Genomic DNA, 22289 nt, shown 5'->3' with positions numbered 1-22289 from the left:
CATGGGTGCTATCCCTCTCGAGCATGGCCTGGCGGTCGCCGGTATCCTGTTCTGCTTAGGTCTGGTTGGCCTGATGGTCCGCCGCAACATCCTCTTCGTACTCATGAGCCTGGAAGTCATGATGAACGCCTCTGCCCTGGCGTTCGTCGTCGCCGGGGCCCGTTGGGTCCAGCCCGACGGCCAGGTGATGTTCATTCTGGTGATCAGCCTGGCAGCCGCCGAGGCCAGTATTGGCCTGGCCATCCTGCTGCAGCTGTATCGCCGCTTCCACACTCTCGACATCGATGCTGCCAGTGAGATGCGCGGATGAACCTTCTCTTCCTGACTTTCGTCTTCCCCCTCGTCGGCTTCCTGCTGCTGTCGTTCTCGCGCGGGCGGTTCTCGGAGAGCCTGTCCGCCCTGATCGGCGTCGGCTCGGTGGGCCTGTCGGCGGCTACAGCCGCCTATGTCATCTGGCAGTTCAATGTCGCGCCACCTGAAGGCGGCGCGTACAGCCAACTGCTGTGGCAGTGGATGTCGGTGGACGGCTTTGCGCCGAACTTCACCCTGTACCTGGACGGCCTGTCGGTCACCATGCTCGGCGTGGTTACCGGTGTCGGCTTCCTGATCCACCTGTTCGCGTCCTGGTACATGCGTGGCGAAGCCGGCTACTCGCGCTTCTTCTCGTACACCAACCTGTTCATCGCCAGCATGCTGTTCCTGATCCTCGGCGATAACCTGCTGTTCATCTACTTCGGCTGGGAAGGTGTAGGCCTGTGCTCGTACCTGCTGATCGGGTTCTACTACAGCAACCGCAATAACGGTAACGCGGCACTCAAGGCGTTCATCGTCACCCGTATCGGCGACGTGTTCCTGGCCATCGGCCTGTTCATCCTGTTTGCCCAGCTGGGTACCCTGAACGTGCAGGAACTGCTGGTGCTGGCACCGCAGAAATTCCAGGCTGGCGACACCTGGATGGTGCTGGCAACGCTGATGCTGCTGGGCGGTGCGGTCGGTAAATCGGCCCAGCTGCCACTGCAGACCTGGCTGGCCGACGCGATGGCTGGCCCGACCCCGGTTTCGGCACTGATCCACGCTGCAACCATGGTGACCGCGGGCGTGTACCTGATCGCCCGTACCAACGGCCTGTTCCTGCTGGCGCCGGACATCCTGCACCTTGTAGGTGTGGTCGGTGGGGTGACCCTGGTACTGGCCGGCTTCGCCGCGCTGGTACAGACCGACATCAAGCGTATCCTCGCCTACTCGACCATGAGCCAGATCGGCTACATGTTCCTGGCCTTGGGCGTTGGCGCCTGGGATGCGGCGATCTTCCACCTGATGACCCACGCCTTCTTCAAGGCCTTGCTGTTCCTTGCCTCCGGTGCAGTGATCGTTGCCTGCCACCACGAGCAGAACATCTTCAAGATGGGCGGCCTGTGGAAGAAACTGCCACTGGCCTACGCCAGCTTCGTGGTCGGTGGTGCTGCCCTGGCCGCCCTGCCGATCGTGACCGTGGGTTTCTACTCCAAGGACGAGATCCTCTGGGAAGCCTTCGCCAGCGGCAACACCGGCCTGCTGTACGCCGGCCTGGTCGGTGCGTTCATGACCTCGCTGTACACCTTCCGCCTGATCTTCATCGCCTTCCACGGCGAAGCCAAGACCGAAGCGCACGCGGGCCACGGCATCAGCCACTGGCTGCCGCTGGGCGTGCTGATCGTGTTGTCGACCTTCGTGGGTGCCTGGATCACCCCGCCGCTGGCAGGCGTGCTGCCTGAAAGCGCCGGCCACGCCGGTGGCGAAGCCAAGCACGCGCTGGAGATCACCTCAGGTGCCATCGCCATCGCCGGTATCCTGCTGTCGGCCCTGCTGTTCCTGGGCAAGCGCAGCTTCGTCAGCGCCGTCGCCAACAGCGGCATCGGTCGCGCCCTCTCGGCCTGGTGGTTCGCCGCGTGGGGCTTCGACTGGATCTACGACAAGCTTTTCGTCAAACCGTACCTGCTGATCTGCCACATCCTGCGCAAGGACCCGGTAGACCGCAGTATCGGCCTGATTCCGCGGATGGCGCGTGGCGGTCATGTCGCCATGAGCAAGACCGAGACTGGCCAACTGCGCTGGTACACCGCCTCTATCGCCGTGGGTGCCGTGCTGGTGCTCGGTGCCGTGCTAGTGGCTGCGGTATGACAATGAATCTTGCGACTTTGCCAAAGGAAACCAACCCGTCATGATTTTGCCTTGGCTGATCCTGATCCCCTTCATCGGCGGCTTCCTGTGCTGGCTGGGTGAGCGCTTCGGCGCCACCTTGCCGCGCTGGATCGCGCTGCTGACCATGTCCCTGCTGCTCGGCATCGGCCTGTGGCTGTGGGCGACCGGCGACTACACCCTCGCCCCCGCTCCGGGCGCCGAGCCTGCCTGGGCCCTGGAATACAAACTCCAGTGGATCCAGCGGTTCGGCATCAGCATCCACCTGGCCCTCGACGGCCTGTCGCTGCTGATGATCCTGCTCACCGGCCTGCTCGGTGTGCTGTCGGTACTGTGCTCCTGGAAAGAGATCCAGCGCCACGTCGGCTTCTTCCACCTCAACCTGATGTGGATCCTCGGCGGCGTGGTCGGTGTGTTCCTGGCCCTGGACCTGTTCCTGTTCTTCTTCTTCTGGGAAATGATGCTGGTGCCGATGTACTTCCTCATCGCGCTCTGGGGTCACAGCTCGGCAGACGGCAAGAAGACCCGGATCTACGCGGCGACCAAGTTCTTCATCTTCACCCAGGCCAGCGGCCTGATCATGCTGGTGGCGATCCTTGGCCTGGTGCTGGTCAACTACAACACCACCGGCGTGCTCACCTTCAACTACAGCGACCTGCTCAAGGCCGAGCTGCCAGCCGGTGTCGAGTACGTGCTGATGCTGGGCTTCTTCATCGCCTTTGCGGTGAAGCTGCCGGTGGTACCGTTCCACTCCTGGCTGCCTGATGCGCACGCCCAGGCACCGACCGCAGGCTCCGTCGACCTGGCCGGTATCTTGTTGAAGACCGCGGCCTACGGCCTGCTGCGCTTCGCCTTGCCGCTGTTCCCGAACGCCTCGGCCGAGTTCGCGCCCATCGCCATGACCCTGGGCCTGATCGGTATCTTCTACGGTGCCTTCCTGGCCTTTGCGCAAACCGACATCAAGCGCCTGATCGCCTTCTCCAGCGTCTCGCACATGGGCTTCGTGCTGATCGGTATCTACTCCGGCAGCCAGCAGGCCCTGCAAGGCGCGGTGATCCAGATGCTGGCCCACGGCCTGTCGGCTGCGGCACTGTTCATCCTGTCCGGCCAGCTGTACGAGCGCCTGCACACTCGTGACATGCGTCAGATGGGCGGCCTGTGGCACCGCATCGCCTACCTGCCGGCGATCAGCCTGTTCTTCGCCGCAGCATCCCTGGGGCTGCCGGGTACCGGCAACTTCGTCGGCGAGTTCCTGATCCTGATCGGCAGCTTCGCGCACGTACCATGGATCACCGTGATCGCCACCACCGGCCTGGTATTCGGTTCGGTCTACTCGCTGATCATGATCCACCGCGCCTACTTCGGCCCGGCCAAGGCCGATACCGTACTGGCCGGCATGGACGGTCGCGAACTGATCATGGTGCTGGGCCTGGCGGTACTGCTGATCCTGCTGGGCGTGTACCCGCAGCCGTTCCTCGACACCTCTGCCGCCACCATGAGTGGTGTGCAGCAGTGGCTCGGTTCCGCTTTCACTCAACTCGCTTCGGCCCGGTAAGAGCGCTATGGAATTCACCACTCAACACTTCATCGCATTGGCGCCGATGCTGATCACCACCATCACCACGGTGGTGGTGATGCTGGCGATCGCCTGGAAGCGCAACCACTCGCAGACCTTCCTGCTGTCCACCGTGGGCCTGAACCTGGCCCTGCTGTCGATCCTGCCGGCGCTGAAAGTAGCGCCGCTGGCGGTCACCCCGTTGATCACCATCGACAAGTTCGCCTGCCTGTACATGGCGATCATCCTGGTGGCGACGCTGGCGTGCGTGACATTGGCCCACGCCTACCTCGGCGAAGGCTCCAAGGGCTTCCCGGGCAACCGTGAAGAACTGTACCTGCTGCTGCTGATGTCGGCCCTCGGTGGCCTGGTGCTGGTCAGCGCCAACCACCTGGCCGGGCTGTTCATCGGCCTGGAGCTGCTGTCGGTACCGGTCTACGGCCTGGTGGCATACGCCTTCTTCAACAAGCGATCACTGGAAGCCGGCATCAAGTACATGGTGCTGTCGGCCGCCGGCTCGGCTTTCCTGCTGTTCGGCATGGCCCTGCTGTACGCGGATGCCGGTAGCCTGAGCTTCGACCAGATCGGCAAAGCCCTGGCAACCACCAGCATGCCAAGCCTGGTGGCCCAGCTGGGCCTGGGCATGATGCTGGTCGGCCTGGCCTTCAAGCTGTCGCTGGTACCGTTCCACCTGTGGACCCCGGACGTATACGAAGGCGCCCCGGCGCCGGTCGCCGCGTTCCTGGCAACCGCCAGCAAGGTTGCAGTATTCGCCGTTGTCGTGCGCCTGTTCATGCTCTCCCCTGCTGCCAGCAGCGGCGTGCTGAGCACCGTACTGGCGGTGATTGCCGTGGCCTCGATCCTGGTCGGTAACCTGCTGGCGCTTACCCAGAGCAACCTCAAGCGCCTGCTGGGTTACTCGTCCATCGCCCACTTCGGCTACCTGGTCATTGCCCTGGTTGCCAGCAAGGGCCTGGCCCTGGAAGCCATGGGCGTGTACCTGGTCACCTACGTGATCACCAGCCTGGGTGCCTTCGGTGTCATTACCCTGATGTCCTCGCCTTATGGCGGGCGTGACGCCGATGCCCTGTACGAGTACCGCGGCCTGTTCTGGCGCCGTCCGTACCTGACCGCGGTACTGACCGTGATGATGCTGTCGCTGGCGGGTATCCCGCTGACCGCTGGCTTCATCGGCAAGTTCTACATCATCGCCACCGGCGTCGAGTCGCACCTGTGGTGGCTGGTCGGTGCCCTGGTGATCGGTAGCGCCATCGGCGTTTACTACTACCTGCGCGTCATGGTCACCCTGTACCTGGTCGAGCCTAACCTGCGTCGCCACGACGCCCCGCTGAAGTGGGAACAGCGCACCGGTGGCGTCATGCTGCTGGCCATCGCCATTGTTGCCTTCGTGCTCGGCGTCTACCCGCAGCCGCTGCTGGAACTGGTTCAGCAAGCCGGCCTGCAACTGATCGGCTGATCGCCTCGGCATTACAAAACACCCCGCCTATGCGGGGTGTTTTTTTATCGGCGCATTTATTTGCCTGCCCCCTATGAAGCCTCACTCACCCGGGCTGGCCTGGCCTGCCCCAGGCAGAGCGGCCTTGCGCAAATCGCCATTGGCCGAAGGCAGGTACACTTCCGGATTAGGCATCCCGCTGGGGGATAGTTCATGGGTCATTTCGAATTCGGCGCGTACTGACCAGCCGCACGCTTCAGTGGTGCATTGCAAATAAGCGATACGCAAGAAAATATGGCGCCCTTCGCTAGTGCGTATGCGCATCCGGCTATGGCAATGCGGGCAAACCAGCTTGTAAGTACTCACGGCAAGTACCTGCTAGCATTGCCCAGGCCAACCTGTGTGTCAGTATTGGCTGCAACTGTGGGTGTATTCTTCAATTTGATGGTTCTCATTGCAGAAGTGCTCCTTAAAACGCAGGGCTGTATTCATAACGAGTAGTTTAAGCCCATGGAATATCATTAAACCAGTCATGGATATTTGTTATGAGTACTCACGTACTTGCTGAGGTGCTCACGCGCCTTAAGCTTCTTACTGGCGCCCAGACTGATGCCGAGCTGTCTCGTGCGTTGTCGGTCAGCCCGCAGACGCTGAGCAGCTGGAAAGTTCGCGACAGCGTCCCATACTCACTTTGCATAGATCTAGCCAGACAGCATGCGTGCTCACTGGACTGGTTGCTGTTGGGCGAAGGGGACCAACGCCCGGTATGCCAAAGTGAGGCAGGCTGGGAGTTCGACATGCTCGACCGGCTGCGCACGTTGGCGCCAGGTGATCGCCAGGCCATCCTGCTGCTGATCAAGGACAAGCAACGCATCCAGCAGCTGGAACAGCAATTGAGCGAACTGACCAGTCACTTGCCCAAAGCCGCCAGCGGCTAACCTCGGCGCCGCCAGCGCTGCATGAGTTCGCGCGGATCGAGCGTATCCAGCCAGACCATGACCTTGAGGCTGATGGGGATCACCACCACGGCAGCAACGAATGCCGCCATGCCACGGGTCAACAAGGGCGCCAATGACGAAACCAGCGGCTCGAACAGGTGCCCCACACCCACGGTCACAAACACCAGCAACAGCTTCTTGCCCAGCGTCAGGCGACTGGTCGCACTGGTGATCAAGCGGTCGCGCGCCGCGCCCACCAGCAAAGCCCCCAGCAGCGCGGCAAACAACACACTGCCATCCACGCTCAGCAGTTCAATCAGCCCCAGGGCCAAGCGGTCGATAACAGATGCCTCAGGCATGAGCAGCCCTCCGACGCACATTGGTCAAACATGAGCTCGCGCCCAGGCTGTACATGACTGCGGCCTCGACAAAGCGGACGTAGCACACCCGCAAAGCGCGCCCTTGGTCATGCCCGGCCACATCCTCCAGGCGCTTGTAGCCCCGCTCTCGCAACACCGCGCGCCAGCGCGCAAATTCCCGCGCGGCATCGATGGCGGCACAACGTGCGGCGACTTCCAGGGCGGCCTCACTGACGGGCCATGTCAGGTTCAGGCGCTCACGCAGCCTGCCAAGGTCCACCCGTGGCCAGAACGGGTCATGGCTGTCGGCATAACGCGGTAACCGAGGGTCGTTGCTCATACCTCACCCCCTCATTGCTCGGCCAGCATGCCGTAGCGAATGGCCTTGATCACTGCCGCCACCCGGGTAGGCACATCGAACTTGCGCAGGATGTTGGACACGTGGAAATTCACCGTCGACTCCTTGCATTCAAGGATCCGGCCGATCTCCCACGAGCTCTTGCCGTAGGCACACCACAACAGCACTTGCCGTTCACGTGGCGTCAGGCGAACCGGGGCGTGCGCCGGGGGTTGCTGTGGGTGTAGTGCGTTGTCAGTCATGCGGGTACTCCACGGGTGATTGAGCGAGGCATCGCTGCCGGTCTGCAACCACCTTACGAAGCCCATGCCGCCTCGCTCCACCGGTGCGGCTTGTAAAGAACTTTCGTACAAAAGCGTCTGACGAAAGCAGTGCAAGATTTGCTGAGTTTCTTCGTGCTCCAAGCGCCATTTCGCTCGTCTCAACGCCGTTGTCCATTCGTCTTTCGCCTGGAGTCGTACAATGCGTTCCGTTTTTTCCCCATCGTCCTGCCTTGGCCTGCTGGCTGCCTTTGTTGCCGCCCAGCCCGCCCTGGCAGCATCCTCGGTCGAATTGGGCCAGGTGCTGATCACCGATGAGGAGCAGAACGACCTGACAGCTGCCAGCGAACGCCTGCGGGAGGTGCCAGGCGCCAGCAACCTGGTGGACATGCAAAGCGTGGGGCAAGGCCGAGTGGCCAGCAACCAGGACGTGCTGGCCTACCAGCCCGGCGTATTCGCCCAATCGGCGGGCAACGATGGCATCAAACTGTCGATCCGCGGCTCGGGCATCAACCGCGCGCCGGGGGCCCATGGCTCCGGGGTGTACACGATGTTCGACGGCCTGCCACTGACTGGCCCGGGCGGCACACCCTACGAGTTGTTCGAGCCGCTATGGCTGAGCCGTGCCGAAGTGCTGCGGGGCGCCAATGGTTTCGACCAGGGTGCCCTGGCGCTGGGCGGCGCGATCAACTACGTCACCCACACCGGCTACGACGCCGCACCGCTGCAGGTGCGCTACGAGGTCGGCAGCCGCGGTTACCAGCACCGGCACATCAGCTCGGGGCAAGTGCTGGGCAATATCGACTACTACGTGGCCCTGACCGACTCGGAATATGACGGGTATCAGGCGCACAGCAGCGGCAGTGCCAAGGGCATTGCTGCCAATGTCGGCTACCGCTTCAACCCGAACCTGGAAACCCGCTTCTACCTGCGCTACCGGGAGACCGAAAACGAACTGGCCGGGCGCCTGACCAAAGACCAGATCAAGCACCACCCGCGTGCGGCCAACCCGGCTTACCTGGCCCGCGACGACAGCCGCCCGCAACCAGGCAGCACCTGGGTGGGCAACAAGACCACCTTCTACCTCGACGACGATGCGCGCCTGGAAGCCGGCCTGGTCTATCACGACTACCCCATGGACCTGCGTGAAGGTCCGATGCGCCTGAAGGTGGCCTATACCGATGTCAGCGGCACGCTGAACTATTTCCGCCGCGACACGCTGCTTGGTCACGAAAGCAAGACGACCATCGGCTGGCGCACCACCAAGCACCTGCCCAACAGTGGCGCTTCACAATTTACCCGCGATGGCGATGTATTCGGCGCGCGCACCCGTGACTTCACCTACCAGGGCTCGGACACCGTGCTGCATGTCGGCAACGACCTGGAACTGGTCCCGGACCTGTGGCTGACCACGGGTCTTGCGATGATCTACACCCGCCGCGAAAGTGCCGTGACCTACCCGGCCGAAGGTGGCAAGGTGAGCATGCATGACTGGGACTACGCACCGCGCCTGGGGCTGCGCTACGACATCCGCCCGGACCTGCAGGTGTACGGCAACCTCAGCCGCTCGGTAGAACCGCCACACCCGTGGTCGCTGATCTGGAGCGCGCCCAGCACAGGCGGCAAACAGATCCAGCCGATCGAGATGCAGAACCAGACTGCCACTACCCTGGAGCTGGGCGCGCGTGGCGACTCGGCGCTTGGCCGCTGGGACCTCGCCTGGTACTACTCGCAAGTGCGCCACGAACTGCTGGCCGTGGAGGTGGTGCCTAACTTCACCTCGGAGTTCAACGCCAGCGCTACCGTGCACCAGGGCGTGGAGGCCGGCCTCGACAGCACCCTGTGGGAAAGCGCCGGCACCGGCAAGCTGAGCTTGCGCCAGGCCTATACGTTCAGCGACTTCCACTACCGTGATGACGACAAGTTTGGCGACAACCGCCTGCCCGGCATCCCCATGCACTACTACCAGGCCGAACTGCGCTATGACTGGCCGAGTGGCTTCTATGCCGGGGTCAACACACAAATGGCGTCGAAGGTGCAGGTGGACTATGCCAACAGCTACCACGCCGATGAATATGCCTTGCTCGGCGCGCGCCTGGGCTGGAATTCACCCAAACACGACTGGCAGACCTGGCTGGACCTGCGCAACCTGACCAACAAGCGCTATGCGGCCACGGTGACACCCACCTACAACGATGCCGGCAAGGACAACGCCCGCTCTACGCCGGGCGAAGGGTTTGGCGTTTATGCCGGCGTTTCCTACAGCTTCCGCTAGAACATGCAGCGCACTGTTCTGTAGGAGCAGCCTTGTGCTGCGAAAGGGCCGGTACAGATCACGCATCAGTATGCGTCTATGCCGGCCTCTTCGCAGCGCACTGCTTCTGCAAAGACCGCGTCAAACCGCCCTGTTCAGCTTCACCCACGAAGCAAACTTGTCGACAAACGCCTGCAAGAACGGCCGGGTCTTGTCGTTGAGCTTGCCCGAATCGTCGAACAGGCTTGCGGCACCGCCAATGTAGGCTTCGGGCATCTGCATGCACGGCATGTCCAGAAACACCAGCGACTGGCGCACGGCATGGTTGGCGCCAAAGCCGCCAATGGCCCCGGGCGATACACTCACCACCGCCGTCGGCTTGCCACTCCAGGCACTTTGCCCGTACGGCCGCGAGCCCACATCGATGGCATTTTTCAGGCAGCCCGGCACTGATCGGTTGTATTCTGGCGTGACGAACAACACCGCATCACTGCGACGGATCTCCTCGCGAAACCGCTTCCACGCCTCCGGCGGCGCTTCGGCCTCGACGTCCTCGTTGTACAACGGCAAATCGCCAATCTCGACGATCTTCAGGGCAAGGCTGGACGGCGCCAGCTCCGAAAGTGCGCGGGCGACCTTGCGGTTGTACGACTCCTTGCGCAAGCTACCCACGACAACCGCTACCGAATACACCTGGCTCATGGCAATTTCCAACCTTTGCTGGGTAAAGGGACGTTGTAGTTATAGATGACCGTTCCTCGGCGCTTTGGTTTTTTTTCCGCAGGGTGAAAACTTCCGAGGCTGTTCCACGGTCTATGCCTTCAGACATTTTCTACGTAATTCAGAGGTTTCCACCCAAATGGCAGCAGTAATGGTCGGCCAATTCCACGCCCGTGACGCCGAAGGCCGTATCTACCCCGTGCACGAGTTCCAGGAATCAACCCTGCAACTTGACGGCAGCACGCTGGGCGCCCCCATCACCACCTACCGCCTGGCCATCGGCGACAAGGTCAACCACCTCGGTGAAAACCGTTTCGAACTGGCGCGCAGCGGCGTCGAGATCATTCGCATTCCGTGATGCAGTCCACGGTGTAACGGCCGCTCTCGTTCTGCAGGCCATGCACATCGGCGACAAAACCGGGGAAGCCCTGGTTGAATGCCCGGGCAAAGGCCAGGTAATCGAGTATCGAGCGGGTCGCCTCGGTGAACCGCTCGCCCGGCATGATCAATGGAATACCAGGCGGATACGGCACCAGCATCACCGCTGCCACACGCCCCAGCAGCGCCTCGATCGGCACCGCCTCCACCTCGCCACGCACCATCTGGTCATAGGCCCGGGCCGGGCTCACAGCCACCTCCGGCAAGCGCGTGAACAGCCGCTTCAGTTGCTTGGCCGTGGCATTGGCGCGGTAGCAGTCATGCAATTGCTCACACAGGTCGCGCAGCCCCATCCTCTGGTAGCGTGAAGCATCGGCTGCCACCACACTCGGCAGGCAACTGCTCAGGGCTGTATTGCCATCATAGTGGCGCTTGAACTCCAGCAACTCCGTAAGCAAAGTGCTCCACTTGCCTTTGGTAATGCCCATGGAGAACAGCACCAGGAAGCTGTACAGGCCGGTTTTCTCCACCACCAGCCCCCGCTCCCAGAGAAACTTGCTGACCACCGCCGCCGGGATGCCATGCTCGCCCAGCCCCCCCCCCGCGCTCAGGCCCGGCATCACCAAGGTCACCTTGAGCGGGTCGAGCAGCACATAGTCGCCCACCACCTCGCCAAAGCCATGCCACTCCGCCCCCGGTTGCAGCAACCAGTCTTGCGCGGCCAGGCGCTGGGTACCTTCGGTACGCGGCGGCTGCCAGATACTGAACCACCAGTCCTCCGCAGCAATGTGCTCGCGCAGGTTGGCCAGGGCACGACGAAAACTCAGCGCCTCGTCGAACATCTCTTGCAGCAGCGAATGCCCGGCCGGCCCTTCCATCATGGTCGAGGCCACGTCCAGCGAGGCGAGAATGCTGTACTGCGGCGAGGTCGAGATATGCATCATGAACGCTTCGTTGAAGCGGTCACGGTCCAGCTGACGCCTTGCCCCGTCCTGCACATGGATCATCGAGGCCTGGCTGAAGGCGGCCAGCAGTTTGTGGGTGGAATGGGTACTGAACACCAGCGGGCTGTCTGCCGTGCAGGCAGTGCCCATGGCATAGCGCCCGGTGAAGAAGTCATGAAACGCCGCATAGGCGAACCAGGCCTCGTCGAAATGCAGCACCTCGACACTGGCACCCAGGCTCTGCTTGATCATACCGGCGTGGTAGCACAGGCCGTCATAGGTGGAGTTGGTCACTACCGCCAGCTTGATTCGCTGCCCACGATCGCGGGCAAGGGGGTTGGCCAGTATCTTCGCCGCGATTGCCTCGGGGCTGAATTCACTGAGCGGGATCGGGCCGATGATGCCCAGTTCGTTGCGCTCCGGGCACAGGTACAGCGGAATGGCGCCGGTCATGATGATCGCGTGTACTACCGACTTGTGGCAGTTGCGGTCCACCAGCACCAGGTCGTCGCGACCGACCATGGCGTGCCAGACAATCTTGTTGGCGGTGGAAGTACCGTTGATGACGAAGAAGGTATGGTCAGCGCCGAAGTTGCGCGCCGCCCTGGCTTCGGCTTCTGCCAGCGGCCCGGTGTGGTCGAGCAACGAGCCGAGTTCCGGCACGGAAACAGACAGGTCCGAGCGCAGGGTATTTTCCCCGAAGAACTGGTGAAAAGCCTGGCCCACCGGGCTTTTATGGTAAGCCACGCCGCCGCCATGGCCCGGGGTGTGCCAGGAATAGTTGGATTGCGCAGTGTGCTGCACCAAGGCCTTGAAGAACGGCGGCAGCAGGCCGTCGAGGTAGGTGTGTGCGGCGCGCGCCACCTGGCGGGCGAGAAACGGCACGGTATCCTCGAACAGGTAGAGGATTCCTCGAAGCTGGTTAAGCTCGCTCATAGCCTCGGCCGGGGCGTTTTCCAGGGTTACCTGTTCACCCAGGGCGAAAATCGGCAGGCTGGGTGCGCGCAGGCGGGCCAGGCGGATCAGCTCGGCCATGTTCTGCAGCAGGTGGGTGTTCTCGCCAACGCCTTCGGCAGCGATCAGCATGCAGGCCAGGCCGTGGTGGGTGGCGGCAACCAGGCGGGCTTCGGCATGGTCGGCGGCGGCGAGAATGGCGAAGCCATCCTGGCGCAGCTCCTCGGCGATGCCCCGCACGCGCTCGCCGGCAACGCTGTCCGCCTTGATGGCGCGGTGGACGATGAGGATCGGGAACTTGAGGTCCTTGTACATCAGGTGGCTACCTCCGAAGGACATGGCGTCCATTTCAGGATAGTTGAACCTGTGTTCTCAGGGCCGGCCTCTTCGCGGGCACGCCCGCTCCTACAGGGAACCCCACTGCACTCAAGCCTTGCGCAGTACCTGTGGGAGCGGGTTCACCCGCGAAGAGGGCGGTACAGGCTAAAAATCAGCCAGCCGCTGCCTCGGTAAGGGCCTGCCACATGGAGGGCCCGCCCGCCGACTTGGCAACGGCAGCCAGCCGCTCGGCATGCGCCTCCAGTTCTTCGGCATTGGCCATGATCACCCGCCCCGGCGTACGCCCGACAATCCGGCGGATCTCGCTGCCGCCAGCGCCCTGCCCATCACCCTCGGCGTCTGCGCCATGGCCCGCCAGCGACAGACTGGTCTGGCCACCGGTCATCGCCAGGTAGACGTCAGCCAGCAGTTCCGAGTCGAGCAATGCGCCGTGCAGCTCACGGCCCGAGTTGTCGATGTCGTAGCGTTTGCACAGCGCATCCAGGCTGTTGCGCTGCCCTGGGTGGCGCGAGCGCGCCAGCAACAGGGTGTCGAGGATGGTGCAATGCTGCGAAATGTCAGCGCGATGCTGCTGGCCCAACAAGGCGAATTCGTTGTTGATGAAGCCAACGTCAAACGCCGCGTTATGGATGACCAGCGTGGCGCCCTGGATGAATTCGAAGAATTCCTCGGCTACATCGCCAAACCGTGGCTTGCCGACCAAGAAGGTGTCGGTGATGCCGTGGACGTTGATAGCGCCCTCGTCACTCTCGCGGTCCGGCTGCAGGTAGACGTGGAAGTGCCGCCCGGTCAGGCGCCGACCGAGCACCTCGACACAGCCGATCTCGATGATCCGGTGGCCTTCGCTGACCGGCATACCCGTGGTTTCGGTATCGAGAATGACGAACCGCTTATCTTGCTGCTGCTCCACGCGGGGCGCTCCAACTTGCATCAGTTACAAAGGCCGCGATTGTACCCCAGCTCAACGCTGGGCGCGCACCTCATCGACCCCACGGTTGGCCAGCTGGTCGGCGCGTTCGTTGCCAGGGTGGCCGATATGGCCGCGCACCCACTTCCAGCTCACCTTGTGGCGGTTGACCTGCTCATCGAGCTGCTGCCACAGGTCGGCGTTCTTCACCGGCTCCTTGGCTGCGGTCTTCCAGCCGCGCTTCTTCCAGTTGACCATCCATTCGTTGATGCCCTTCATCACGTACTGCGAGTCGGTGGTCAGCACCACCTCGCATTCGCGCTTCAGCGACATCAGGCCCTGGATCGCCGCCATCAGCTCCATGCGGTTGTTGGTGGTTTCACGCTCGCCGCCCCACAGTTCCTTCTCGACGCCCTTGTAGATCATCAGGACCCCCCAGCCACCTGGGCCAGGATTGCCTTTGCAGGCACCATCGGTAAACATTTCGACGCTATCGCTCATGTACCACTCTTGAATTCAGTGCTTGTCAGTTTCAGGGTTGACCGCCGTGCGGTTCACCTTGGCCAGCGGCAGCGGCAGCAACTTGCCCATCGGCTCGCGGCGTTCCGGGCGCAACGGCCGCAGGCCCACCACCATCTTGCGCGCCACCAGCAGGTACACCCCGCCACCGGAGCTCTGCCAGCCGCCGGCCATCCGCTCCCAACCCGCCAGGCGCTGCTGCCAGGCCGGTGAAGCAAGCGGCGGACGATAGCACCCGAAGCGGCGTTTCTCCAGCGCGAAGCCCAGCAGGTTGAGCCAGTCGCCTACCCGCGACGGCGAGATGCAGCGCGCCTTGCGCAAGGCACCATGGCTGAAGAAATGGCGCATGCCCCAACTGCTCCACGGGTTGATCCCGACGATCAGCAGGTGCCCGCCCGGGCGCACGGCGCTGGCGGCCTCGCGCAGCAAGCCATGGGGCGACAGGCTGAAATCCAGGCCATGCTGCAGCACCACCACATCGGCGGCGTGCTCGCTCAGCGGCCAGGCCTGCTCTTCACAGGCAATTTCCACGCCCGGCAGCGGCGCCCCAAGGCGCACGTTGCGTTGCACCTGGGGGGCACTGGGCGGCGGCTCCGCACAGGGGCCGTAGTGCACAAGGTAGCCCCCGAAGAAGCGGCCGAGCTCTTCTTCCAGCAGCTTTTCCTCTTCCTTGAGCATCAGTTGGCCGATCGGGCCATTGAACCATTCACGGGCCAGGCTGATCAGCTTGACCCAGTCCGGGTCAGCCTGGGCAAAAGCTTGGTCGGTCATTGCGCTCTCCCTCGAAGGTTCTCCCACCGCGCCATCGCGGCTAAGATGCCTTCATGTGCCACGCTAGGCGAATCGGATCCGCACCATGATACAGATCGATGCTCTCCCCGCTTTCTCCGACAACTACATCTGGTTGTTACAGGATACTGCCAAACGCCGCTGCGCGGTGGTCGACCCGGGTGACGCCGGCCCGGTGGAACGCTGGCTGTCGGCCAACCCAGAGTGGGTGCTCAGCGACATCCTGATCACCCACCACCACAACGACCATGTCGGCGGCGTGGAACGGCTCAGGCAACTGACCAACGCACGGGTGTGCGGCCCTGCCAACGAGCGGATTCCCTGCCGCGACGTGGCCCTGGACGAAGGCGACCAGGTGACGGTGCTGGGCGTGACGTTCCAGGTACTGGCAGTCCCTGGCCACACCTTGGGGCATATCGCGTTCTTCAGCGACCAACCGGCAACGCCAGTGCTGTTCAGTGGCGACACCCTGTTCGCCGCCGGCTGCGGGCGCATGTTCGAGGGTACACCCGAACAGATGCAACCGGCCCTCGCCCGCCTGGCGGCACTGCCGGCCCACACCGAAGTGTACTGCGCCCACGAATACACCCTCAGCAACCTGCGCTTTGCCAAGGCGGTGGAACCCACCAACCAGCACGTTCTAAAGCGGTTCGAGGACGTTACCCGTTTACGCGCCGACAATCGCATCACCTTGCCATCAACGATTGGCCTGGAACGCCTGACCAACCCCTTCCTGCGTACCTCTGAAACATTAGTTAAACAAAAAGCAGACGAATGGAAGGGACATCCAAACGACTCGCAGGTCACTGTTTTTGCTGCCTTGAGGTCTTGGAAGGACACCTTCTGATAACCTCAAGATATATCGCAATCGATGGTCAAAGGTTGACCAGGCCCGGAGCGGTTTCTAGAATCGCCGAAATTTTTCGCCCGGATACCTGTCTCAGCCGATGTCTTCCCGTAGCCGCAGAACCTCTCATTCCGTCGCCCTGACGCGCCTGGCCCAAATCAGTGCGCTGGCTCTGGCCGCCACCCTGGTGGGCTGCCAGAGCACCCGTCAGCTTGACGAATCCGAAAGCGTTCGCGCGCACAACTACCAGGCGCGGATCAAGCACAAGCCTGCACCGCTGCTGGTCAAGCCGGCCGAGCAGGCACCGCAGGATGTCTGGGAGCGCATGCGCCAGGGCTTTGCCCTGCAGGACAGCATCGACGTCAATCCGCGCATCGAGCAGCAGCGCCTGTGGTTCGCCAGCAACCCGACCTTCATCGAAAGTGCCGGCGAGCGCGGCAGCCTCTACCTGCACTACATCGTCGAGCGTCTTGAAGAGCGCGACATGCCGCTGGAGCTGGCCCTGCTGCCCGCCATCGAAAGTGCCTACAACCCGATGGCCTACTCACGCGCCAGTGCTGCCGGCATGTGGCAGTTCATGCCAGCGACAGGCCGCCACTTCAACCTGCGCCAGACCAATTTCTACGATGGCCGCCGCGATATCACCGCGTCGACCAACGCCGCACTGGACTACCTGAGCCGCCTGCACGACATGTTCAACGGTGACTGGCTGCTCGCCCTGGCCGCCTACAACGCCGGCGAAGGCACGGTGAGCCGCGCCATGGAGCGCAACGAACGGCTCGGCCTGCCAACCGACTACTGGAACCTGCCGCTGCCTCAGGAAACCCGCGACTATGTGCCCAAGCTGCTGGCCCTGTCGCAGGTAGTGCTCACGCCTGAAGCCTATGGCGTGAACCTGAACCCGATTGCCAACGAGCCCTACTTCGAAGCGGTCGCCATCAATGATCGCCTGGACCTGTCGCGGGTGGCGGCCTTTGCCAACATCGACGAGGACGAGCTGATCCAGCTCAACCCGGCCTTCAAGAAGCGCATGACCGTGGACGGCCCGCAGCAACTGCTGGTGCCGACGGCCAAGGCGCAGCTGCTGAGCGACAGCCTGTCCAACCTCAAGCCCGAGCAACTGGTCAGCCTGCAACCGAACAAGGCCGTGTTCGCCCGCGCCGTGGCCGAAGCCAAGGCACCGGTGGCGGCGCGCAGCTACCGGGTCAAACGCGGCGACAACCTGGGCGCGATCGCCAAGGCCAATCGCGTCTCGGTCAGTGACATCAAGCGCTGGAACCGTTTGTCCGGCAACAGCCTGCGGGCCGGCCAGGTGCTGGCCCTGCGCGGTGGCAAAGGGCCGAGCGCTGCCGGTAACCGGGTAGCGGCATCCGGCAAGCGCTCCACCCAGTACAAGGTGCGCAAGGGCGACTCACTGTACCTGGTGGCCAAACGCTTCAACGTGGAAATGCAGCACCTCAAGCGCTGGAACCCACGCAGCGGCCACGCCCTCAAGCCAGGTCAGACCCTGACCGTCTACCTCTCGCATTGATCTAGTACGCGGAGCTGTGGGAGCGGCCTTGCGTCGCGAAAGGGCTGCGAAGCAGCCCCGGCGATACGCGCTGCGAAGCTGAAATTCTGGGGCCGCTCCGCGCCCCTTTCGCGACACAAGGCCGCTCCCACAGGTACAGTGTCTCCCCCAACAGCATGCACCGGACCGCGCCGCCACTTCCTCCTTCAAAACCTCTCTTTTTCCAACCCCACCAAGCTGTTACTGTACCCGATCAAAGCCCAACGCCTCTGGATCGGATGCCGACTTGATACGTCCCCTCCTGCTGTCAATCAGCCTGGCCTTGAGCTTCCCCGTAGCCGCGATGGTGAGCGAAAGCCACGGATACGCGCAGTTCGGCACGCTCAAGTACCCAGCCACATTCACCCATTTCGACTGGGTCAACCCGCAAGCGCCCAAGGGCGGTACCTTGCGCGCCATGGCTTTTGGCACGTTCGATACCCTCAACCCCTACACCTTCAAGGGGTCGAGCCCGATCACCACGCCCAATTTCCAGCAGTACGGTATCAGCGAGCTGAACGAGCCGCTGATGGTCGGCACCGGTCAGTACGACCCGTCGGGTGACGAGCCGACCTCCAGCTACGGCCTGATCGCCCGTTCGGTCGAATACAGCGAGGACCGCAGCTGGGTGGTGTTCAACCTGCGCCCGGAAGCCCGCTGGCACGACGGCCAGCCGATCACCTCGGCAGACGTGGCCTTTTCCTACCGCACGCTGCTCAAGGACGGCCACCCGATCTACCGCACCAACCTGCAGGAAGTGCAACGGGTAGACATCCTCGGCCCGCTGCGCATCCGTTTCGTGTTCAAGCGCGCGGGCAACCCGCTGCTGATCCTGCGCCTGGGCGAAATGCCGGTGCTGCCCAAGCACTACTGGCAAAAACGCGACTTCAAGGCCACCACCTTCGAGCCCCCCTTGGGCAGCGGCCCCTACCGCATCACCCAGGTACAACCCGGGCGCCGCCTGGTGTTCGAGCGGGTCAAGAACTACTGGGGCAAGGACCTGGCGGTCAACCGTGGCAAGTACAACTTCAAGCGCGTGGAATACGAGTTCTACCGCGACGCCACGGTGGCCTTCGAAGCGTTCAAGGCTGGCGAATTCGACATCTACATCGAGCACCAGGCGAAGAACTGGGCCAACGGCTACAACTTCCCGGCCGTGCGCCGTGGCGAAGTGATCAAGGCGCAGATCCCGCACCAGATCCCCACGCAAACCCAGGGCCTGTTCATGAACAGCCGTCGGGCCACCTTCAGCGACCCGCGGGTGCGCCAGGCGTTGGGGCTGATGCTCGACTTCGAGTGGACCAACCGCGCCCTGTTCAGCAGCGCCTACCGCCGCTCGACCAGTTACTACCCCAACAGCGAGTTCGCTGCCAGTGGCCTGCCCACCGGCAAGGAGTGGCTGTTGCTGGCGCCGTTCCGTGACCAGTTACCGGCCAAGCTGTACAGCGAACCGTACAAGGTCAGCCACACCGATGGCCGCGGCATCAGCCGCCAGACCCTGCGCCAGGCCTTGGGCCTGCTTGCCGAGGCTGGCTGGAAGCTGAACGGCCAGCGCCTGGTCGACAGCAAGGGCCAGCAACTGCGCATGGAACTGCTGTTGGTAAACCCCAACCTTGAACGCATCCTGCAACCTTATGTCGAAAATCTGTCCAGCATCGGCATCGATGCACGCTTGCGCACCGTGGACCGTGCCCAGTACAAACAACGTCTGGACCAGTTCGATTTCGACATGATTCTGATGACCCTGAACCAGACCCTGAGCCCGGGCCTTGAACAGTGGCTGTACTTCCATTCCAGCCAGGCCGCCACCAAGGGCAGCAAGAACTATGCTGGGGTCAAGGACCCGGTGGTCGACCACCTGCTCGACACCCTGCTTGCCGCACGCACCCGCGACGACCAGGTCGCCGCCGCCCGCGCCCTGGACCGCGTGCTCTCATGGCAGTACTACATGATCCCCAACTGGTACCTCGACAATCATCGCCTGGCCTACCGCAACCGGTTCGCCTTCGTCACCACACCGCCCTACACCCTTGGGCTGAACAGCTGGTGGATCAAGACTTCGGAGAAAGCCCAATGACGCCAACGCACCGTCTGCGCCGGCTGGCATGCAGCCTGTTGCTCGCCTGCCTGAGCCTTCCCACCCTGGCCGCACCGCAGCACGCGCTCACTCTGTACGACGAGCCACCCAAGTACCCAGCCGATTTCAAGCACTTCGACTACGTCAACCCCGACGCCCCCAAGGGCGGCACCTTCCGCCAGTCCAGCTTCGGCGGCTTCGACAGCCTCAACCCGTTCATCAACAAAGGCGTGTCGGCCGAGAACATCGGCAGCATCTACGACACCCTGATGCGCCAGAGCCAGGACGAGCCGTTCACCGAGTACGGTCTGGTGGCCGGCAAAATCGAGAAAGCCCCGGACAACAGCTGGGTGCGCTTCTACCTGCGCCCCGAAGCCCGCTTCCACGACGGCCAACCGATGCGTGCCGAAGACGTGGTGTTCACCTTCAATGCCCTGATCAAGGACGGTGCGCCGCTGTACCGCCAGTACTACGCCGACGTCGCCGAAGTGGTCGCCGAAGACCCGCTGAAGGTGCTGTTCAGGTTCAAGCACAAGGGCAACCGCGAGCTGCCGCTGATTCTCGGCCAGTTGCCCGTACTGCCCAAGCACTGGTACGCAAACCGCGACTTCAACCGCGGCAACCTGGAAATCCCCTTGGGCAGCGGCCCGTACAAGGTTGCCGAGGTCAAGGCCGGGCGCTCGGTGCGCTACGAGCGGGTCAAGGACTACTGGGCCAAGGACCTGCCGATCAATCGCGGGCTCTATAACTTCGATGCCATGACCTTCGACTCCTACCGTGACACCACCGTTGCCCTGGAGGCGCTCAAGGCCGGGGCGTTCGACTATGCGCTGGAAGTCAGCGCGAAGAACTGGGCCACCGCCTACAACGTGCCCGCCGTGCGGGAAGGCCGCCTGATCAAGGAAGAGCTGCCCAACGGCAACCCCACCGGCATGCAGGGTTTCATCTTCAACATCCGCCGCCCGGTGTTCCAGGACGTGCGTGTGCGCCAGGCGCTGAGCCTGCTGCTGGACTATGAGTGGACCAACAAGCAGCTGTTCAACGGTGCCTACACCCGCACCGGCAGCTACTTCGACAACTCGGAAATGGCCGCTCACGGCCTGCCCAGCCCCAACGAGCTGAAAATCCTCGAGCCGCTGCGTGGCAAAGTCCCTGACCAGGTATTCTCCGAGGCCTTCAAGAACCCTGTCAGCGACGGCAGCGGGATGATCCGCGAGCAGCAGCGCCAGGCCTACAAGCTGCTGCAGGAAGCCGGCTGGAAAATCGTCGACGACAAGATGGTCGACGCCCAAGGCAAGCCGGTAAGCATCGAGTTCCTGCTCGCGCAGACCGAATTCGAACGCATTCTGCTGCCGTTCAAGCGCAACCTCGCCGACCTGGGCATCGACCTGAGCATCCGCCGGGTCGACGTTTCCCAGTACATCACCCGCCTGCGTTCACGGGACTACGACATGATCGTCGGCGGCTACCCGCAGTCCAACTCGCCGGGCAACGAGCAGCGCGAATTCTGGTCCAGTGCCGCCGCCGACAACCCCGGCAGCCGCAACTTCATCGGCCTGCGCGACCCGGCCATCGACCAGTTGGTGGAAGAGCTGATCAACGCCGACTCTCGCCAGAGCCTGATCGACCACTGCCGCGCCCTCGACCGCGTGTTGCTATGGGGCTACTACGTGATCCCCAACTGGCACATCAAGACCTGGCGCGTGGCCTACTGGAACCACATCGGCCACCCGAAAGTGTCGCCCAAGTACGACATCGGCATCGACACCTGGTGGATCAAGCCCGGGGTAACCCCGGCGGTGAACGACGCCCCTGCGGACGAGGCCAACTAACATGCTGGCCTATATCCTGCGGCGCCTGCTGCTGATCATCCCGACCCTGTTCGGTATCCTTGTCATCAACTTCATCATCGTCCAGGCCGCCCCCGGTGGCCCGGTAGAGCAGATGATCGCCAAGCTCGAAGGCTTCGAGGGCGCCACCAGCCGCATTGCCGGTGGCGGCGCCGAGGTTTCCGTGGCCGGCTCCAACTACCGCGGCGCCCAGGGCCTGGACCCGGCGCTGATCGCCGAAATCGAGCGCATGTACGGCTTCGACAAGTCGCCGCCCGAGCGCCTGTGGATCATGATCAAGAACTACGCCCAGCTGGACTTCGGCGACAGCTTCTTCCGCGATGCCAAGGTGATCGACCTGATTGTCGAGAAGATGCCGGTGTCGATCTCGCTGGGGCTGTGGAGCACGCTGATCATGTACCTGGTGTCGATCCCGCTGGGGATCGCCAAGGCGGTGCGCCACGGCAGCCACTTCGACGTGTGGACCAGCTCGGCGATCATTGTCGGCTACGCCATCCCGGCGTTCCTGTTCGCCATCCTGTTGATCGTGCTGTTCGCCGGAGGCAGCTACTTCGACTGGTTCCCGCTGCGTGGCCTCACCTCCAACAACTTCGACGAGCTGAGCACCACCGGCAAGGTGCTGGACTACTTCTGGCACCTGGTACTGCCGATCACCGCGCTGGTCATCGGCAACTTCGCCACCATGACCCTGCTGACCAAGAACAGCTTCCTCGACGAGATCAACAAGCAATATGTGGTCACCGCCAAGGCCAAGGGCCTCAGCCGGCCACGGGTGCTGTACGGCCACGTGTTCCGCAACGCCATGCTGCTGGTGATAGCCGGCTTCCCGTCGGCGTTCATCGGCATCTTCTTCACCGGGTCCTTGCTGATCGAGGTCATCTTCAGCCTTGACGGCCTGGGCCTGATGAGTTTCGAAGCGGCTATCAACCGCGACTACCCGGTGGTCTTCGGCACCCTGTTCATCTTCACCCTGCTGGGGCTGGTGGTGAAACTGATCGGCGACCTGACCTACACCCTGGTCGATCCACGCATCGACTTCGCGAGCCGGGAGCACTGAC

General features: G+C 63.0%; 21 protein-coding genes. 12 read left to right on the top strand and 9 right to left on the bottom strand.

Features of this window, described 5'->3' with window-relative positions; translation table 11 throughout:
• The first annotated feature begins 1 nt into the window (after nucleotide 1).
• From nuoK to nuoN, 4 genes are read left to right on the top strand one after another with little or no spacing between them, the layout of a single operon-like run.
• Nucleotides 2–310, top strand: a complete 309-nt coding sequence (nuoK, locus tag WF331_RS20380; protein WP_003251446.1) for an NADH-quinone oxidoreductase subunit NuoK — start codon at nucleotides 2–4, stop codon at nucleotides 308–310.
• Complete coding sequence (gene nuoL / locus WF331_RS20375) at nucleotides 307–2160, top strand: NADH-quinone oxidoreductase subunit L (protein ID WP_340623243.1); 1854 nt, start codon at nucleotides 307–309, stop codon at nucleotides 2158–2160. Before nuoK ends, nuoL begins: the two co-directional genes overlap by 4 nt.
• 40 nt (nucleotides 2161–2200) lie before the next feature.
• Nucleotides 2201–3733, top strand: a complete 1533-nt coding sequence (gene nuoM, locus WF331_RS20370; RefSeq protein ID WP_016498748.1) for an NADH-quinone oxidoreductase subunit M — start codon at nucleotides 2201–2203, stop codon at nucleotides 3731–3733.
• A 7-nt stretch (nucleotides 3734–3740) separates the two neighbouring features.
• Complete coding sequence (nuoN, locus tag WF331_RS20365; RefSeq protein WP_016498747.1) at nucleotides 3741–5210, top strand: NADH-quinone oxidoreductase subunit NuoN; 1470 nt, start codon at nucleotides 3741–3743, stop codon at nucleotides 5208–5210.
• 81 nt (nucleotides 5211–5291) lie between these two features.
• Here the strand turns inward: nuoN and WF331_RS20360 are convergent, their stop codons facing one another.
• Entirely contained in the window at nucleotides 5292–5555 is a 264-nt protein-coding gene (locus WF331_RS20360; protein ID WP_016498746.1) for an ogr/Delta-like zinc finger family protein, read from the bottom strand.
• A gap of 179 nt (nucleotides 5556–5734) precedes the next feature.
• Between WF331_RS20360 and WF331_RS20355 the strand changes: the two genes are divergently transcribed.
• The gene (locus WF331_RS20355; protein WP_174370023.1) at nucleotides 5735–6127 is read left to right on the top strand and encodes a helix-turn-helix domain-containing protein; all 393 of its coding nucleotides are present in this window, start codon (nucleotides 5735–5737) and stop codon (nucleotides 6125–6127) included.
• Here the strand turns inward: WF331_RS20355 and WF331_RS20350 are convergent.
• From WF331_RS20350 to WF331_RS20340, 3 genes are read right to left on the bottom strand one after another with little or no spacing between them, the layout of a single operon-like run.
• Entirely contained in the window at nucleotides 6124–6486 is a 363-nt protein-coding gene (locus WF331_RS20350) for a hypothetical protein (protein WP_016498744.1), read from the bottom strand. The genes WF331_RS20355 and WF331_RS20350 overlap by 4 nt on opposite strands.
• On the bottom strand, nucleotides 6479–6826 hold the full coding sequence (locus tag WF331_RS20345; RefSeq protein WP_016498743.1) for a head completion/stabilization protein: 348 nt from the start codon (nucleotides 6824–6826) through the stop codon (nucleotides 6479–6481). The genes WF331_RS20350 and WF331_RS20345 overlap by 8 nt, the downstream gene beginning before the upstream one ends.
• Before the next feature lie 11 nt (nucleotides 6827–6837).
• Entirely contained in the window at nucleotides 6838–7086 is a 249-nt protein-coding gene (locus tag WF331_RS20340; RefSeq protein ID WP_041167982.1) for a helix-turn-helix domain-containing protein, read from the bottom strand.
• 220 nt (nucleotides 7087–7306) lie between these two features.
• On the opposite strand from WF331_RS20340, the gene WF331_RS20335 reads away from it, so the two are divergent.
• The gene (locus WF331_RS20335; RefSeq protein WP_340623242.1) at nucleotides 7307–9379 is read left to right on the top strand and encodes a TonB-dependent receptor family protein; all 2073 of its coding nucleotides are present in this window, start codon (nucleotides 7307–7309) and stop codon (nucleotides 9377–9379) included.
• A gap of 120 nt (nucleotides 9380–9499) precedes the next feature.
• On the opposite strand, the gene chrR is transcribed toward WF331_RS20335, so the two are convergent.
• The gene (gene chrR, locus WF331_RS20330) at nucleotides 9500–10060 is read right to left on the bottom strand and encodes a class I chromate reductase ChrR (protein WP_016498740.1); all 561 of its coding nucleotides are present in this window, start codon (nucleotides 10058–10060) and stop codon (nucleotides 9500–9502) included.
• Between the two features lie 157 nt (nucleotides 10061–10217).
• On the opposite strand from chrR, the gene WF331_RS20325 reads away from it, so the two are divergent.
• A complete protein-coding gene (locus WF331_RS20325) occupies nucleotides 10218–10436 on the top strand; it encodes a hypothetical protein (protein ID WP_016488235.1) in 219 nt (72 codons plus the stop codon).
• Here WF331_RS20325 and WF331_RS20320 read toward each other — a convergent pair.
• The 4 genes from WF331_RS20320 to WF331_RS20305 form a co-directional block, all read right to left on the bottom strand.
• The gene (locus tag WF331_RS20320; protein WP_340623246.1) at nucleotides 10420–12669 is read right to left on the bottom strand and encodes an Orn/Lys/Arg family decarboxylase; all 2250 of its coding nucleotides are present in this window, start codon (nucleotides 12667–12669) and stop codon (nucleotides 10420–10422) included. The two genes, WF331_RS20325 and WF331_RS20320, sit on opposite strands and share 17 nt — an antisense overlap.
• Before the next feature lie 175 nt (nucleotides 12670–12844).
• Nucleotides 12845–13603, bottom strand: a complete 759-nt coding sequence (gene dnaQ / locus WF331_RS20315) for a DNA polymerase III subunit epsilon (protein WP_016498737.1) — start codon at nucleotides 13601–13603, stop codon at nucleotides 12845–12847.
• Nucleotides 13604–13654: 51 nt separating this feature from the next.
• On the bottom strand, nucleotides 13655–14101 hold the full coding sequence (gene rnhA, locus WF331_RS20310; protein ID WP_016498736.1) for a ribonuclease HI: 447 nt from the start codon (nucleotides 14099–14101) through the stop codon (nucleotides 13655–13657).
• Nucleotides 14102–14116: 15 nt separating this feature from the next.
• Nucleotides 14117–14890: a class I SAM-dependent methyltransferase gene (locus WF331_RS20305; RefSeq protein WP_016498735.1), complete on the bottom strand. Its 774-nt coding sequence runs from the start codon at nucleotides 14888–14890 to the stop codon at nucleotides 14117–14119.
• An 85-nt stretch (nucleotides 14891–14975) separates the two neighbouring features.
• Between WF331_RS20305 and gloB the strand changes: the two genes are divergently transcribed.
• The 5 genes from gloB (at nucleotide 14976) to WF331_RS20280 (ending at nucleotide 22288) form a co-directional block, all read left to right on the top strand.
• Nucleotides 14976–15755 carry a hydroxyacylglutathione hydrolase gene (gene gloB, locus WF331_RS20300; RefSeq protein WP_063424465.1) on the top strand — a complete coding sequence of 260 codons (780 nt, stop codon included), beginning with the start codon at nucleotides 14976–14978 and terminating at the stop codon, nucleotides 15753–15755.
• Between the two features lie 100 nt (nucleotides 15756–15855).
• On the top strand, nucleotides 15856–17286 hold the full coding sequence (locus WF331_RS20295) for a lytic transglycosylase domain-containing protein (RefSeq protein ID WP_016498733.1): 1431 nt from the start codon (nucleotides 15856–15858) through the stop codon (nucleotides 17284–17286).
• Between the two features lie 265 nt (nucleotides 17287–17551).
• Nucleotides 17552–19381 carry an extracellular solute-binding protein gene (locus WF331_RS20290; protein ID WP_016498732.1) on the top strand — a complete coding sequence of 610 codons (1830 nt, stop codon included), beginning with the start codon at nucleotides 17552–17554 and terminating at the stop codon, nucleotides 19379–19381.
• On the top strand, nucleotides 19378–21213 hold the full coding sequence (locus WF331_RS20285; RefSeq protein WP_284364467.1) for an extracellular solute-binding protein: 1836 nt from the start codon (nucleotides 19378–19380) through the stop codon (nucleotides 21211–21213). Before WF331_RS20290 ends, WF331_RS20285 begins: the two co-directional genes overlap by 4 nt.
• 1 nt (nucleotide 21214) lies before the next feature.
• Nucleotides 21215–22288 carry a microcin C ABC transporter permease YejB gene (locus WF331_RS20280; protein ID WP_016498730.1) on the top strand — a complete coding sequence of 358 codons (1074 nt, stop codon included), beginning with the start codon at nucleotides 21215–21217 and terminating at the stop codon, nucleotides 22286–22288.
• Nucleotide 22289: the final 1 nt, after the last annotated feature.

Origin of the sequence: Pseudomonas sp. YNh, assembly GCF_037993085.1 — a bacterium.
Classification (GTDB): domain Bacteria; phylum Pseudomonadota; class Gammaproteobacteria; order Pseudomonadales; family Pseudomonadaceae; genus Aquipseudomonas; species Aquipseudomonas putida.
Note: the sequence above shows the minus strand (reverse complement) of the source record. Positions and strands in the feature narration are given on the sequence as shown.

Coding starts and splice junctions, on each gene's coding strand:
- nuoN (WP_016498747.1), top strand. CDS start 3,741: ATGGAATTCACCACTCAACACTTCATCGCATTGGCGCCGATGCTGATC.
- WF331_RS20340 (WP_041167982.1), bottom strand. CDS start 7,086: ATGACTGACAACGCACTACACCCACAGCAACCCCCGGCGCACGCCCCG.
- WF331_RS20305 (WP_016498735.1), bottom strand. CDS start 14,890: ATGACCGACCAAGCTTTTGCCCAGGCTGACCCGGACTGGGTCAAGCTG.
- WF331_RS20345 (WP_016498743.1), bottom strand. CDS start 6,826: ATGAGCAACGACCCTCGGTTACCGCGTTATGCCGACAGCCATGACCCG.
- nuoK (WP_003251446.1), top strand. CDS start 2: ATGGGTGCTATCCCTCTCGAGCATGGCCTGGCGGTCGCCGGTATCCTG.
- nuoM (WP_016498748.1), top strand. CDS start 2,201: ATGATTTTGCCTTGGCTGATCCTGATCCCCTTCATCGGCGGCTTCCTG.
- rnhA (WP_016498736.1), bottom strand. CDS start 14,101: ATGAGCGATAGCGTCGAAATGTTTACCGATGGTGCCTGCAAAGGCAAT.
- chrR (WP_016498740.1), bottom strand. CDS start 10,060: ATGAGCCAGGTGTATTCGGTAGCGGTTGTCGTGGGTAGCTTGCGCAAG.
- WF331_RS20320 (WP_340623246.1), bottom strand. CDS start 12,669: ATGTACAAGGACCTCAAGTTCCCGATCCTCATCGTCCACCGCGCCATC.
- WF331_RS20295 (WP_016498733.1), top strand. CDS start 15,856: ATGTCTTCCCGTAGCCGCAGAACCTCTCATTCCGTCGCCCTGACGCGC.
- WF331_RS20335 (WP_340623242.1), top strand. CDS start 7,307: ATGCGTTCCGTTTTTTCCCCATCGTCCTGCCTTGGCCTGCTGGCTGCC.
- gloB (WP_063424465.1), top strand. CDS start 14,976: ATGATACAGATCGATGCTCTCCCCGCTTTCTCCGACAACTACATCTGG.
- WF331_RS20280 (WP_016498730.1), top strand. CDS start 21,215: ATGCTGGCCTATATCCTGCGGCGCCTGCTGCTGATCATCCCGACCCTG.
- WF331_RS20355 (WP_174370023.1), top strand. CDS start 5,735: ATGAGTACTCACGTACTTGCTGAGGTGCTCACGCGCCTTAAGCTTCTT.
- nuoL (WP_340623243.1), top strand. CDS start 307: ATGAACCTTCTCTTCCTGACTTTCGTCTTCCCCCTCGTCGGCTTCCTG.
- WF331_RS20325 (WP_016488235.1), top strand. CDS start 10,218: ATGGCAGCAGTAATGGTCGGCCAATTCCACGCCCGTGACGCCGAAGGC.
- WF331_RS20285 (WP_284364467.1), top strand. CDS start 19,378: ATGACGCCAACGCACCGTCTGCGCCGGCTGGCATGCAGCCTGTTGCTC.
- WF331_RS20350 (WP_016498744.1), bottom strand. CDS start 6,486: ATGCCTGAGGCATCTGTTATCGACCGCTTGGCCCTGGGGCTGATTGAA.